Source organism: Pseudomonas fluorescens (genome assembly GCF_001708445.1).
GTDB lineage: Bacteria > Pseudomonadota > Gammaproteobacteria > Pseudomonadales > Pseudomonadaceae > Aquipseudomonas > Aquipseudomonas gorinensis.
Map to the genome: position 1 here is coordinate 6,611,957 of NZ_CP015637.1, position 13,649 is coordinate 6,625,605.

Genomic DNA, 13,649 nt, shown 5'->3' on the forward strand with positions numbered 1-13,649 from the left:
CCAAATGTGGGAGGGGGCTTGCCCCCGATAGCAGTGTGTCAGGTGATGCATTGGTGACTGATTCACCGCCATCGGGGGCAAGCCCCCTCCCACATGTTGAGCTGTATTCCGTCAGGTCAATCGTTGAACTGGTAGTGCAGCTCATTATCCCGGCTGCTGATGCGCACACCCGCCAGCGCCTTGCCCTCAAGCATGCGCGTGAGGAATTCACGGCTCATGTCGGGCAGCAGGCTGTTGGTGAGGATGGTGTCGATCATGCGCCCGCCGCTTTCGGTTTCGGTGCAGCGCGAGACGATCAGGTCGACCACCGCGTCGTCGTAGTCGAAGGCGACCTTGTGCGTATTTTCCACACGCTTCTTGATGCGGTTGAGTTGCAGGCGGGTGATCGCCTTGAGCATCTCATCGCTGAGCGGGTAGTAAGGAATGGTCACCAGGCGGCCGAGCAAGGCTGGCGGGAAGATCTCCAGCAATGGCTGGCGCAGGGCCTTGGCGATTTCTTCCGGCTCGGGAATGTTCGCCGGGTCCTTGCACACCTGGGAAATCAGCTCGGTACCGGCGTTGGTGGTCAGCAGGATCAGGGTGTTCTTGAAGTCGATCACCCGGCCTTCGCCGTCTTCCATCACGCCCTTGTCGAACACTTGGAAGAAGATCTCATGCACGTCCGGGTGGGCTTTCTCCACCTCGTCCAGCAGGACCACGCTGTAAGGTTTGCGCCGCACCGCTTCGGTCAGCACGCCGCCTTCGCCGTAGCCGATATAGCCCGGTGGCGCACCCTTGAGGGTCGACACGGTATGGGCTTCCTGGAACTCGCTCATGTTGATGGTGATCACGTTCTGCTCGCCGCCGTACATGGCTTCGGCCAGGGCCAGGGCGGTTTCGGTCTTGCCCACGCCCGAGGTGCCGGCCAGCATGAACACACCGATCGGCTTGCTCGGGTTATCGAGGCCGGCGCGGGAGGTCTGGATGCGCTTGGCGATCATCTGCAGGGCGTGGTCCTGGCCGATGATGCGTTTTTTCAGGTGCTGGTCGAGGTTGAGCACGGTTTCCAGTTCGTTGCGGGCCATGCGGCCCACCGGGATACCGGTCCAGTCGGCGACCACCGAGGCCACGGCCTGGTAATCCACGGTCGGCAGGATCAACGGGGTTTCGCCTTGCAGCGCGGTGAGGCGCTGTTGCAGATCGACCAGTTTTGCACGCAGCTCATCGTTGCCACTGTCTACAACCCCGGCCTTTTCGCGCAGGGTTGCACGGGTGGCGAGCAACTCATCCACCAACGCTTTTTCTTCGGCCCAGCGGCTTTCCAACGTGGCCAGGCGCTCGCGCTCGGCGCTCAGCAAGGCTTCGCTGTTGCTCTGGCGCGCGCCAATCGCAATGCCGATGGCATGCTCGCGGGCGATGATTTGCAGCTCGGTTTCCAGGGCTTCGATGCGGCGACGGCTGTCGTCCACTTCGGCCGGCACCGCGTGCAGGCTGATGGCGACGCGGGCGCAGGCGGTGTCCAGCAGGCTCACGGATTTGTCCGGCAACTGGCGCGCGGGGATGTAGCGGTGAGACAGCTTCACCGAGGCTTCCAGGGCTTCATCGAGGATCTGCACCTGGTGGTGTTTCTCCATGGTCGACGCCACGCCGCGCATCATCAGCAGCGCCTTGTCTTCCGACGGCTCGGCCACCTGTACCACTTGGAAACGACGGGTCAGGGCCGGGTCTTTCTCGATGTGTTTTTTGTACTCGGCCCAGGTCGTCGCGGCCACGGTACGCAGGGTGCCACGGGCCAGGGCGGGCTTGAGCAGGTTGGCGGCATCACCGGTCCCGGCGGCACCACCGGCACCTACGAGGGTGTGGGCTTCGTCGATAAACAGAATGATCGGCTTGGGCGAGGCCTGGACGTCTTCAATGACCTGGCGCAGGCGCTGTTCGAACTCGCCTTTCATGCTGGCGCCGGCTTGCAGCAGGCCCACGTCGAGGCTGCGCAGTTCCACGTCTTTCAGCGCGGGCGGCACGTCGCCGGCGACGATGCGCAGGGCAAAACCTTCGACCACGGCGGTCTTGCCGACGCCGGCTTCGCCGGTGAGGATCGGGTTGTTCTGGCGGCGACGCATGAGGATGTCCACCAGTTGGCGGATCTCTTCGTCACGGCCCACGATCGGATCGAGCTTGCCGCTGCGTGCCTGCTCGGTCAGGTCGACGGTGAAACGCTTGAGGGCCTCCTGCTTGCCCATCGCACTCGGCGCCATGGCACCGCTGGCTTCGCCTGGAACGCCGGCATTAAAACCATCGCTGGCGCTGAGGGCGTTTTCCGGCGAGTCGCCGACGTATTCGTCAAAGCGTTCGCTCAGGGCTTCGGCCTTGATCTTGTCGAACTCAGACGACAGGCCGAGCAACGCATGGCGCAGGCTTGGGGTCTTGAGGATGCCCAGCACCAGGTAACCGGTGCGCACCTGGCTTTCGCCGAACATCAGGCTGCCATAGACCCAGCCGCGCTCCACGGCTTCTTCCACATGGGAAGACAGGTCGGTGATCGAGGTCGAACCACGCGGCAGGCGGTCCAGGGCTTCGGTGAGGTCACGGGCCAGGCGCGCCGGTTCCACGTTGAACTGGCGGATGATGCGGTGCAGGTCCGAGTCCTGCAGTTGCAGCAACTGGTGAAACCAGTGGGCCAGTTCCACGTACGGGTTGCCCCGCAGCTTGCAGAACACGGTGGCGGCTTCGATGGCCTTGTAGGCCACGCTGTTGAGTTTGCCGAACAACGCGGCGCGACTGATTTCACCCATGCTCTGGATTCCTTGAGGTGGTGGCTTGATCGGCGTAATGCCGGGCCAGGATTAGGTCGTTGGCATCAACCGCAGGGCGGCCAAGCCAGGTGTTGAAGCCCAGGCGGAACTGGCCGTTGAGTTGCAGCGCCGGCACTTCGGGTTGTTGCAAAACCAGGTTCAAGTCCCAGTCCAATTCATGGCCCAGGTACTCGGCCACCCAGGCCACCAGCTCATTGAACGGCGACTGGCCAGGCAGCATGCCCATGTAGTCGTCCAGCTTGAGTGGGCCCAGGCGGATACGGAATTTATGCTGGCGGTCCCACACGTGGCTGCCCAGGCAGAAGTCCACGCCCAGTTGGTTGGCGCTGACGCCCACGCGGCTGCGCTCGGGCAGTTCCAGCCATTGGCCGACGTATTCTTCGATCTCCACCGGCAGGCCGAAATACTCGCCGAGGATCGCCTTCAAACCGTCCGGGTAGCGGGTTTGCGCCGACAGATGGCCGCTGTAATGCAGCTTCGCGGTATCAGGGATGAGCCCCTGATTCAGCAGGCTTGGCATCCCGCGACCACTCAGTGCGGCGAGGCGTGCAGACCAGTAGTCATCGTCCGGGCGGTCGTGGCTGACCGTCGGCCGTGCCTCGGCCCAGGCCCGGTAGAACAGGCTCAGCAGGCGGTGGTGGAAGATATCCAGGAACTGCTTGCTGGTGCTGTCGGCGTTGTTGCGCTGGCGTTCGCGCACGTATTCGGTGATATGCAGCGGCAGCGGGCCGTTGGGGCCGCCAAGGCCGAAGAAGAATTGCTCCAGCCGCGCCGGCTTGCCGTCGCCACCGGGATCGACCGAGGCCAGCGTAGCCGGGGCGAAAGTGCAATCGGCCTGCTGCCCCAGGCGCAGCGGGTCATCCGCCAGGCGCAGGGAATGGCCCAGGCGCGGCAGCTCGGGCGATTCGCACTCGATACGCCGCAATGCCTGGAAGAAATCGTATTCCCAGGGCTCCTGATGCATCGCATCCAAAGTACTCACAGGGTCGGACGACGCCCGGGCTTGGCTTTCCATCGCATGATCTCGCCGCGTTCGGTGGTACGGATCACCGTCTCCGTAAAACTGTTGATCGACACGTAGCGTGCCAGGAAGCGTTCCAGCACCGCACCGAGCAGGAACACGCCGGTGCCGCGAAACGCGTTTTCATCAAACTCCAAGGTAATTTCCAGGCCACGACCAAACACAATCGGGCCGGGCATCGGCAAGCGGCGAGTGACCGCCTTGCTGCTGACCTCGCGCAGGCCTTCGATCTGCAATTGCAGGGCGGCGTCGTTGCTGTCGCCGTACAGGCGTAGCAGTTCGCGCAATGCCGCCGCGCCCTGGCCCTGTTCGCTCAGGGACAAATAGTTGAGGGACAACTGGCTGATCAGGCGCCAGGCCTTGGCATCATGGGCATGGCTGGCGCGCGGGCGGCTTGGCCCGGCGACGCAACGCACGGATAAAACCGGCGCACTGTCGGCCAGGGTGAAGTCGGTCTTGCCGTTGCCCACGCTCATGAACAGCGGCAAATCGCGGTTGGTGCACAACGCGGTCACGCCAAGCTGGCGCAGGTCGTGGCGATATGGCGCCTGGCGGCTGTCGACCAGGCTGACAAAGGTTTCGCTGCCCACATAGGTGGAGCGCGGGCCGTTGCGGCGCTGGTCGCTGGACAACACCCGTGGCTCGCGGCGCACGGTGTAGTAAGCCTGGTCGCGGCCATACCGCGATGGATCGCGTACCGCATAGAACGGCAAAAATGGCTGCTCTGGCCCGGTGCCGTGGCCGGTGATGCCGCTCAACGAATGAATCTCGAAATCCATCGGCCGCGTGCGGTCGGCGATCACATGGTGTTCGTTGACCCGGTCGGACAAGTGGATACGGTCCACGCGCTTCGGGAACAGGTTGATCGCCGGGGTGCAGAACGGCAAAAACTGCGCCGCGCCGACGCTGCCTTCCAGGCTCGGTTCGTGACGGTCGAACAGCACGATCAGTTCCAGTTCCTGGCCGTCGCAACGCTTGACCGCACGGCTCAGCTCGGCGAACTCGACGAACAGGAAGCGGTGGGGCAGGGCGAAGTACTCCTGCAACAGGCGGTAGCCCTGGAACGCCCGCGCCACCACTGGCATGGCGGCATCGGCGTCGTCGAAGCCCCGCGAGCGCAATGCGCCTTGTGGCAGGCGTTCGACCCAATCGCCACCGGGCTTGCGCGCAAACACCGCGCAGGCGTTGCCCAGCAGTTGTTCGTAAAGGCGGAACGGCTGCTCGTCGGCACCGCTGAGGTACAGCGGCAGGTTGTCCAGGTCGAGGCTGTTGAACGGCAATTCGGCGCCGGTGCGCAGGGTCAGGCGCAAGCCGGCCTTGGCTTTCGGCTCACTGGCGGCCAGGCGCCCGAGCACGGCGGCGGGGTTGCCGAAGTACTCGGCGCCACTGACCTGCAACGGCCACAACGTCACCGGATGCGCGGTGCGGTACTCGCAGCAGGTCTGGGTTTCGCGGCCCAAGGCGGCGCGCAACACGGTGTCGCGCGGCAGCGGGAAGCCGCTGGCCAGGGAGCCTTCATCGGGATCGGTCTGCAACTGCACCACGGTCATCGACGGGGTCGGCGCCAGGTAGTGCGGGTAGGCGATTTCCAGCAGGTTGTGGGTGAAGGTCGGGTACTCGGCGTCGAGCTTGAGCTGCACGCGGGCAGTGAGGTAGGCGAACCCCTCCAGCAAGCGTTCGACGTAGGGGTCGGCGCAGTCCATACCGGACAGGGTCAGCCGACTGGCGATCTTCGGGTATTCCTTGGCGAACTCGGCGGCGCTTTCGCGCACGTGGTGCAGTTCCTGGTTGTACAGCTCCAGCAGACGCGGGTTCATGGGCGCCTCCGCTGGTCGGCATTGACCACGCGCACATGGCCGGATTCCAGGTCGAGGTCGGTTTGCAGCAACAGGCGCAATGGCACCGGCTGCGCCCACAGGTCGCCTTCGATCTCGAAACTCAGGGCGTTGTGATTCATCTCGCCATGGCCGACGCGGGCTTTGACGCGCAGGGTGTGGCGCAGGATGCGTGGTTCAAAGGTGGCGATCGCCTGGTAGATCAGGGCTTCCAGGGCCTTGATATCAACGCTGGAAACGCTGTTGCCCGCCAGCGCCGGCAGGCCGTAATTGACCACCGAGGTGCCTGCTTGTGTGTGCAGCGTGGCATCGGCATCGAGCAACGACGTGGTGTTGAGCAGCCACGCCAGGTCGCGCAGCACCGAGGCCTTCAATTGGGTCAGGGACAATACGCGTTTATCCGCGCTTTCCTTGGGATTGGTTGGGTCGTCGTCGGTCAACCGGTCCAGCAGGGACGGTTGCAGACGGTCGCGGGAAGCGATTTCAGTTACCACCAAAGCAGCTCCACGGACGGGTTGTGAGAGGGACGCTCGTTCAGAGGGGTAGGGGCTTGTGGCCGTGGCGCAAAGCCACGGCCACAAAGGCTATCAGCGCTTGGTGTTGGAACGGATGTTCCAGCCAAACTTGATCGCGCCGCCGTCTTTGGTGCCGTCGGCTTTCTGCGGCTGGTAGTCGACCATCACTTGGGCGAAGTTCAGGGTGACGTTTTCAGTCAGGCGGTCATCGCTGCCCGAACCGCCGGTGCTCAGGGACGTGACCAGCACTTCTTCCAGATTGATGATCATGTACTCGACCTGGCTTTCGCCACCGGCCTTGCGCACGGTCAGCTTGACCTTGTCGATGTGCTTGCCGCTGGCGCAGTGCATCATCAGGTTCGGCGACGCCTTGTCGACGTACTTGGTCAGCGACAGGTCCTGGATATTCACCTTGCCCGCGCCGCCGCCACCGCCGACGTGCATGTTGCCGGACTGGGACATGCCCCAGCTCCAGTTCAGCACGTCGATCTCGTCCTTGTGGGCCTTGTCCATGGACTCGCCCTTGATGTCGCCGATCTTGATGAAAATATCAACAGCCATGTTTTCTCCCTGTGTGGTCTCAGCCACAGTATTTGTTAACGCCGCCGACCCCTGTAGGAGCGAGCTTGCTCGCGAAGGTCGTCAACGGTGACGCAGGCATCCTGGATGAACGCAGCGCCTTCAAGTTTTTCGCGAGCAAGCTCGCTCCTACAGGGAGCGAGCCAGTCCGGATTTTTTACGCGCTTTTCGCCGAAGGCAGCTTCGATACCAGGCGCAACGACACGGTCAGCCCTTCGAGCTGGTAGTGCGGGCGCAGGTAGAACTTGGAGTTGTAGTAACCCGGGTTGCCTTCGACGTCCTCCACGATCACTTCAGCGGCAGCGAGCGGGTGCTGGGCCTTGGTGGTTTCGGTGGAGTGCGCCGGGTCGCCGTCGACGTAGTTGAGGATCCAGTCCTGCAACCAGCGCTGCATCTCGTCCTTCTCTTTGAAGGAACCGATCTTGTCGCGCACGATGCACTTCAAGTAGTGAGCGAAACGGCAGGTGGCGAACAGGTACGGCAGGCGCGCGGCCAGGTTGGCGTTGGCGGTGGCGTCCGGGTCGTCGTATTCGGCCGGTTTCTGCAACGACTGCGCACCGATGAACGCGGCGAAGTCGGTGTTTTTCTTGTGCAGCAGCGGCATGAAACCGTTCTTCGCCAGTTCCGCTTCACGGCGGTCGCTGATGGCGATTTCGGTCGGGCACTTCATGTCCACGCCACCGTCATCGGTAGGGAACGTGTGGGCCGGCAGGTTTTCCACTTCACCGCCAGACTCCACGCCACGGATGCGCGAGCACCAGCCGTAGTGCTTGAACGAACGGTTGATGTTCACCGCCATCGCATAGGCCGCGTTGGCCCAGGTGTACTTGGAGCTGTCGGCGCCATCGGTGTTTTCTTCGAAAGCGAAGGCTTCCACCGGGTCGGTCTTGGCGCCATACGGCAGGCGCGCCAGGAAGCGCGGCATGGTCAGGCCGATGTAGCGCGAGTCTTCCGATTCACGCAGCGAGCGCCAGCCGGCGTATTCCGGGGTGGTGAAGATCTTGGTCAGGTCGCGCGGGTTCGACAGTTCCTGCCACGAGCCCATGCCCATCACGGTCGGCGAAGCCGCAGCGATGAACGGGGCGTGCATGGCGGCGCAGACTTTCGACAGCTCGCCCAGCAGCTCGACATCGGGTGGCGACTGGTCGAAGTAGTAGTCGCCTACCAGGCAACCGTACGGTTCGCCGCCGAACTGGCCGTATTCTTCTTCGTACATCTTCTTGAAGATCGGGCTCTGGTCCCAGGCCGTGCCCTTGAATTTCTTCAGGGTCTTGTGCAGGTCCGGCTTGGAGATGTTGAGCACGCGAATCTTGAGCTGCTCATCGCTCTCGGTGTTGTTGACCAGGTAGTGCAGGCCACGCCAGGCGCTTTCCAGCTGTTGGAAATCCGGGTGGTGGATGATCTGGTTGACCTGGGCGGTGAGCTTGGCGTCGATGGCGGCGATGATCGATTCGATCGACTTGATCGCGTCGTTGGACACCAGGTCGGTTTGCGCCAGGGCCTGTTCGGCCAGGGTGCGCACGGCGGTTTCCACGGCTTCGCGGGCACGCTCGGTCTTAGGCTTGAATTCCTGCATCAACAAGGATGCGAACTCGCTGGTTTCCTCAATTGCACCCAGGCTCTGGGCGCCTTCGCGGGCGGTATTGTCAGTCATGATTACTGCTCCCCTGCAGGCTTAGGCGCGCTGGCAAGTGCCTGAAGCAGTGCCGGGTCCTTGATCGCCTTCATGATGATTTCTTCAGCGCCAGTCTTGCCGTCCATGTAGGTCAGCAGGTTGGCCAGTTGGGTGCGGGCTTCGAGCAGTTGCTTGAGCGAGTCGACCTTGCGGGCCACGGCGGCCGGGCTGAAGTCGTCCATGCTTTCGAAGGTGATATCCAGGCTCAGGTTGCCTTCACCGGTCAGCTCGTTGGGTACGTGGAACGCCACGCGTGGCTGCATGGCCTTGAGGCGCGAGTCGAAGTTATCGACATCCACTTCAAGGAACTTGCGGTCGGCCACAGGCGCCAGAGGCTCGGCAGGCTTGCCGGCGAGGTCGGCCATCACACCCATCACGAAGGGCAGCTGGACCTTTTTCTCGGCGCCGTAGAGCTCGACGTCGTACTCGATCTGCACTCGAGGCGCGCGGTTGCGCGCGATGAATTTCTGAGAACTTTGCTTCGCCACGTTGCTGCTCCTGGTCGCTTGAGCGACGGTGTTGTTACTGCACTGCCGGGCGGTTTACTCGCCGTCCGGGCCGCGCAGGTTTTCAAATTGGGACATGCCATCGGGAATCAGGTTGCGCACGATGGCCGCGAAGTCGGCGTGCACCAGATGTTTGGCCCGGTTCAACAACACCGGCAGCGGGCTCGAAGGCTCGTGCCGGGTGTAGTACGCAAGGATCTTGTCGAGGCTGCGCAGCACGTCGTCGCGGTTGGCGATGTCGCCAGTGGGGCGAGGTGCGGCGGGGGCAGCGGCGAAATCGACCGAGGGGGCATTGTCGTCACTGACGGCCTCGGGTTCGCGGCTGCTTGTAGGGTCGGGTACGGCTTGGTTGAGTATTTGCAACGCCTGCTTGAGCGGCTGCTTCAGCAGGCTGAGGTCCACGCCCTGGGCTGAACCGACCTGGTCGCTGACCTGCTGCTCGATGGCTTCGCAAGCGGCGCGCGCCGTGCTCAAGGCGTCACGGGTGGCCTGCAGTTGTTCGGGATCGCTGTCGAGGAACGCGGCGTTGAGTTGCTGGGCGCCGAGTTGTTCATCGGGGAAATTCATCAGGCCGCTGGCGCTGAGCGCAGCGCGCAGGCTCACGGGGCCGAAGGTGCGCGAGCGCGTGAGGATGCTTTCGCGCAACAGACGAATGGTCGCGTCGCTGGTCAGGCCAGACAGGGCGTTGATGCGCACGGTGGGGTCGTTATCGTCGTCGGCATCCAGGTGCGGATGCAGGTCGGCCCAGTATTCGCGCAGCAGCGCGTTGATCAGCGTGAGGACTTCAGCCAGCCCGGCCACGCCTTGCAGGGCGAGGGAGCTTTGCAGCAGGAAATGGGTGATGCGCAGGTCTTTGCTGCGTTGCAGCAAGTCAAGGCTTTGCTGCTGGATGCTGCGCCACTCCGGCGGTTCAGCGGGCAGGATCGAGTCGCCCATGCTGCGCTCGGGTTGGCCCTTGGCATCACGCTCCAATTGCAAAAATTGCGCGTCATATTCCATGTCTTCACCACACGGCGAAGTCGCGGAAACGGCGGTGAGCAGCAACGGCACATCCACTGAAATCGATCTCCCTATCAGCCCGTTAAATGGCGGGCAATTCATGCATTAGTTGCGCGAGGAACTTTGCATGTTTTCTTGGTCATATAAGTAAGATGCCACTAATGTGCCATCACTGGTATTCAAGAAGTTGTGCATTTTTGGTGTAGTACTTATGCCTTGTCAAGGTAAGCTATTCGCGCTCTGTGACAGATGTGCGGTGTTTAACAACCTGTGCGACTGGTGGGTCGAACGACGCACCGGAACAGGATTTTTGTCATGAAGGCCAGTTAAGATCAGCGATCATGCTGACAAAAGCAGGTTGTGGAAGGTCGATTGCACGACCTGATGGGGATCTCTCGGGAATCGCTGTCCCTTGGATCGACTGCGCGCGAAGTATCAGCAAGGAGGCAAGATGTCGCTGTGTTTGACTATCACTAGTTATCACAAGATTACCCCGGGGCAGTGCTCCGAAAAGTCCATGAACCAGGGCTCGATGGCTATCGGCCGCAGCTCGGATAATGACTGGGTATTGCCCGACCCTGAGCGCCTGGTGTCTTCGCAACACTGCGTTATTCAATACAAAGATGGCCGTTATTATTTAACCGATAACAGTACAAATGGTGTGGAGTTGGTTAACGCCGGTATTCGTATGCGCCGGGGTAATAGCGAGCCGCTGCAGGATGGCGAGTTGATCCGCATCGGCGATTACGAAATCCAGGCACGTATCGATTTCAACGTGCAGGCCGTCGATAGCCAGCCGTTTGCCGGTGATTCACCGAACAGTTTTGAGGCCTTGATGGGCGCCGTGGCGAACAAGCCCGCGCCGACGCCCGTGATTGCGCCGCAGTTCCACGGCGCTTCGTCGATGGACACCCTGCCCGACCTGTTCGACTTCCTCAGCCCCACCGCCGTACCGCCGCCCACCGTGCCGGACCACGTACCCTCCGAGCAACACGACTTCCGCCCACCTACGCCGGTCGCGGTGCCGGTGGTCGAGAAGCCTGCGATATCCGGCGCGGTGATTCCCGAAGACTGGGACCTGTTTGGCGATACGCCAGCGCCGTTGACCAGCGCGCCGCCGCCCGCGCCGACACCACCCCCCGTACCGACACCGCCGCCTGCACCGAGCGTGCCGTCGCCCCCCGTGGTCGAGCCCGTGCTCCCCGTGGCCGATACCCGGCAACCCGACCTCCTGCAAGCCTTCCTGCGTGGCGCGGGCCTGGATCAACTGCGCCTGGACAAGGCCGATGCCTGTGCGCAGATGGAAAGCATCGGCCGCAGCTACCGCCTGATGGTCGAGGGCTTGATCGACGTGTTGCGCGCCCGCGCCAGTCTCAAGGGCGAGTTCCGCATGCAGCAGACGATGATCCAACCCGCCGAAAACAATCCGTTGAAATTCGCACCGAACGCCGACGAAGCGTTACTGCTGCTGCTTCGCCATGGCAACCAAGCGTTTATGGCTCCGGATCTCGCCGTGCGCGACAGTTTCGACGATCTGCGCGCCCATCAGTTGGCGGTGATGGCGGGGGTGGAAGCGGCGATCAAACACCTGCTCGGCCGCTTCGAACCGGCACAACTGGAAGAACGCATGGGCAAACCCGGCGGGCTGTCGAGCCTTTTCAACGGTTCGCGCCAGGCCCAGTACTGGCAACAATTCACAGAGCTCTACAGCAATATTTCCCGCGAGGCCCAGGAAGATTTCCAGGACCTGTTCGGCCGCGAATTCAGCCGAGCCTACGAAGAACACAGCGCACGCCAGCGTCGCTGACCCGCAGCACATGGATTAACGGATAGCTAAGTACGTCATTGAGGACGCAGGATGATTCCCAGGTTTTTACTCGCAGTCACTACCGCGCTGCTGCTGACCGCGTGTGCCAAGGACGCGGCCAAACCCGAAACAGCCGCTGAGGCTGAAGTGGACACCGCCGCCGTCGAGTTGCATTTCCACGCCATTGCCGGGCTTAACCCCGGCGCCAACGGCCAGGCCGCCCCGGTGCGGGTACGGATTTTCGAACTGAAGAACGCCGCTACCTTCGCCCGCTCCGATTACTTCGCCCTGGCTGACCGCGCGCAATCCACCCTCGGCCTGGACCTGCTGGACCAGGACGAAGTCATGGTGCAACCCGGCCAGCAACTGAGCATCCAGCGCGACCTCGACCCCTCCACGCGCCAGATCGGCTTGCTGGTGGGTTATCGCGAGCTGGACCGCGCGCAATGGCGCACGGTGATCAACGTGCCCGCGCGCCAATACACCGAATACCAGATCAGCCTCGATGTGCGTGCCGTGCGCGCCGACGTCGTGGCTACCCCATCCAGCCCTGCCCAATAAGAAGCAATCGGAGCCCCCATGTCCTGGAACAATCGCGTGGTCTGGTCGGAAGGCATGTTCATCGGAACGCAGCACTTCCAGCAGCATGACCGTTACCTGGAAAACCTGATCGACGCCCGCAGCCGTCCGCTGTCCGCCGGCGCCTGGGGCTTTTCCGAGTTGCTGATCGACCAGGGCCTGCTGGCCCAGGGCAAGCTGGCGATCGTGTCGGCACGCGGCCTGTTGCCCGACGGCACGCCGTTCAATATTCCCCAGGATGACCTCGCGCCGAGCCCGTTGAATATCGACGACAACCTGCGCGACGGCCTGGTCTACCTGGCCTTGCCCCTCAAGCGCGCGGGTGCCCGCGACACCGTCGACGACGGCGAAGACCTTGGCGCCGCGCGTTACGTGAGCCAGGTGCGCGAAGTGCGCGATGACAACGCCCCGTTCGAGAACCGCGCCCCAGTGGCCGTTGGCTCCCGTGCCTTGCGCCTGCTGACCGCGCAGGATGGCATCAGCGATTACGCCGCCATCGGGCTGGTGCGCATCAAGGAAAAACGCGCCGACCGCGCGCTGGTCCTCGACGACACTTATATCCCGCCGGTATTGGACGTGGCCGCGAGCAAACCACTGAGCGCATTTCGCAGTGAGCTGCTTGGCCTGCTGCACCAGCGTGGCGAAGCCCTGGCGGGCCGTGTGGTGGCCTCGGGTGCCGGTGGGGCGTCGGAGATTGCCGACTTCATGCTGTTGCAACTGGTCAACCGTGCCCAACCGCTGATCCAGCATTTCAACCAGTTGAGCCCGCTGCATCCGGAGCGTTTCTTCAGCGAACTGGTCAGCCTGGCCGGTGAGTTTTCCACCTTTTCCACCAGTGGCCGTCGCCCCCAGGAATACCCGCAGTACCAGCACGACGACCTGGCCCTGAGCTTCGCCCCGGTGATGGCAGCGCTGCGCGAAGCGTTGTCGATGCTGATCGACAGCAAGGCCACGCCGATCCCGATCGTGGAGAAAGCCTATGGCATCCACGTGGCGATGCTGGCCGACAAGACCCTGCTCGACAGCGCCAGCTTCATCCTCGTGGTGCGTGCCGATGTGCCCGGCGAAACCCTGCGCGCGCGCTTCGGCCAGCAGAGCAAGGTCGGCTCGGTGGAGCACATCCGTGACCTGGTCAACCTGCAACTGCCGGGCATCAGCCTGCTGCCGTTGCCGGTGGCGCCACGTCAGATTCCCTACCACGCGGGCAGTACCTATTACGAGCTGGACCGTGGCAGCGAGCACTGGCAGCAGTTGGGCAACTCCGGCGGTTTCGCCTTCCATATCGCCGGGCAGTTCCCGGGTTTGAACCTGGCCTTCTGGGCGATCCGAGGATAATTCGCG

11 protein-coding genes are annotated in these 13,649 nt (G+C 62.9%); 3 read left to right on the forward strand and 8 right to left on the reverse strand.

Features of this window, described 5'->3' with window-relative positions:
* Window positions 1–116 precede the first annotated feature (116 nt).
* From tssH to tssA, 8 genes are all read right to left on the reverse strand, one after another.
* Entirely contained in the window at window positions 117–2,771 is a 2,655-nt protein-coding gene (tssH, locus tag A7317_RS29595; RefSeq protein WP_024078136.1) for a type VI secretion system ATPase TssH, read from the reverse strand.
* Window positions 2,764–3,807, reverse strand: coding sequence for a type VI secretion system baseplate subunit TssG (tssG, locus tag A7317_RS29600; RefSeq protein ID WP_024078135.1), 1,044 nt, complete (start codon window positions 3,805–3,807; stop codon window positions 2,764–2,766). Before tssG ends, tssH begins: the two co-directional genes overlap by 8 nt.
* Window positions 3,771–5,630 carry a type VI secretion system baseplate subunit TssF gene (gene tssF, locus A7317_RS29605; protein ID WP_069077350.1) on the reverse strand — a complete coding sequence of 620 codons (1,860 nt, stop codon included), beginning with the start codon at window positions 5,628–5,630 and terminating at the stop codon, window positions 3,771–3,773. The genes tssG and tssF overlap by 37 nt, the downstream gene beginning before the upstream one ends.
* Window positions 5,627–6,142, reverse strand: coding sequence for a type VI secretion system baseplate subunit TssE (gene tssE, locus A7317_RS29610; protein WP_027608263.1), 516 nt, complete (start codon window positions 6,140–6,142; stop codon window positions 5,627–5,629). Before tssE ends, tssF begins: the two co-directional genes overlap by 4 nt.
* A 93-nt stretch (window positions 6,143–6,235) precedes the next feature.
* A complete protein-coding gene (locus tag A7317_RS29615) occupies window positions 6,236–6,724 on the reverse strand; it encodes an Hcp family type VI secretion system effector (protein ID WP_024078132.1) in 489 nt (162 codons plus the stop codon).
* A 175-nt stretch (window positions 6,725–6,899) separates the two neighbouring features.
* The gene (gene tssC, locus A7317_RS29620; protein WP_024078131.1) at window positions 6,900–8,396 is read right to left on the reverse strand and encodes a type VI secretion system contractile sheath large subunit; all 1,497 of its coding nucleotides are present in this window, start codon (window positions 8,394–8,396) and stop codon (window positions 6,900–6,902) included.
* Between the two features lie 2 nt (window positions 8,397–8,398).
* Window positions 8,399–8,905 carry a type VI secretion system contractile sheath small subunit gene (tssB, locus tag A7317_RS29625; protein ID WP_003213340.1) on the reverse strand — a complete coding sequence of 169 codons (507 nt, stop codon included), beginning with the start codon at window positions 8,903–8,905 and terminating at the stop codon, window positions 8,399–8,401.
* 54 nt (window positions 8,906–8,959) lie between these two features.
* Complete coding sequence (tssA, locus tag A7317_RS29630) at window positions 8,960–9,979, reverse strand: type VI secretion system protein TssA (RefSeq protein WP_024078130.1); 1,020 nt, start codon at window positions 9,977–9,979, stop codon at window positions 8,960–8,962.
* A gap of 394 nt (window positions 9,980–10,373) precedes the next feature.
* On the opposite strand from tssA, the gene tagH reads away from it, so the two are divergent.
* Genes tagH through tssK form a run of 3 tightly spaced genes read left to right on the forward strand, consistent with a single transcriptional unit; the run spans window position 10,374 to window position 13,643 of the window.
* On the forward strand, window positions 10,374–11,729 hold the full coding sequence (gene tagH, locus A7317_RS29635) for a type VI secretion system-associated FHA domain protein TagH (RefSeq protein ID WP_069077351.1): 1,356 nt from the start codon (window positions 10,374–10,376) through the stop codon (window positions 11,727–11,729).
* A 51-nt stretch (window positions 11,730–11,780) separates the two neighbouring features.
* The gene (gene tssJ, locus A7317_RS29640; RefSeq protein ID WP_069077352.1) at window positions 11,781–12,290 is read left to right on the forward strand and encodes a type VI secretion system lipoprotein TssJ; all 510 of its coding nucleotides are present in this window, start codon (window positions 11,781–11,783) and stop codon (window positions 12,288–12,290) included.
* 18 nt (window positions 12,291–12,308) lie between these two features.
* Entirely contained in the window at window positions 12,309–13,643 is a 1,335-nt protein-coding gene (tssK, locus tag A7317_RS29645; RefSeq protein WP_024078127.1) for a type VI secretion system baseplate subunit TssK, read from the forward strand.
* Window positions 13,644–13,649: the final 6 nt, after the last annotated feature.

Excerpts from the sequence above, each read along its gene's own strand:
- tssH (WP_024078136.1), bottom strand. The coding sequence starts at position 2,771 with ATGGGTGAAATCAGTCGCGCCGCGTTGTTCGGCAAACTCAACAGCGTG.
- tssG (WP_024078135.1), bottom strand. The coding sequence starts at position 3,807 with ATGGAAAGCCAAGCCCGGGCGTCGTCCGACCCTGTGAGTACTTTGGAT.
- tssF (WP_069077350.1), bottom strand. The coding sequence starts at position 5,630 with ATGAACCCGCGTCTGCTGGAGCTGTACAACCAGGAACTGCACCACGTG.
- A7317_RS29615 (WP_024078132.1), bottom strand. The coding sequence starts at position 6,724 with ATGGCTGTTGATATTTTCATCAAGATCGGCGACATCAAGGGCGAGTCC.
- tssC (WP_024078131.1), bottom strand. The coding sequence starts at position 8,396 with ATGACTGACAATACCGCCCGCGAAGGCGCCCAGAGCCTGGGTGCAATT.
- tagH (WP_069077351.1), top strand. The coding sequence starts at position 10,374 with ATGTCGCTGTGTTTGACTATCACTAGTTATCACAAGATTACCCCGGGG.
- tssJ (WP_069077352.1), top strand. The coding sequence starts at position 11,781 with ATGATTCCCAGGTTTTTACTCGCAGTCACTACCGCGCTGCTGCTGACC.
- tssK (WP_024078127.1), top strand. The coding sequence starts at position 12,309 with ATGTCCTGGAACAATCGCGTGGTCTGGTCGGAAGGCATGTTCATCGGA.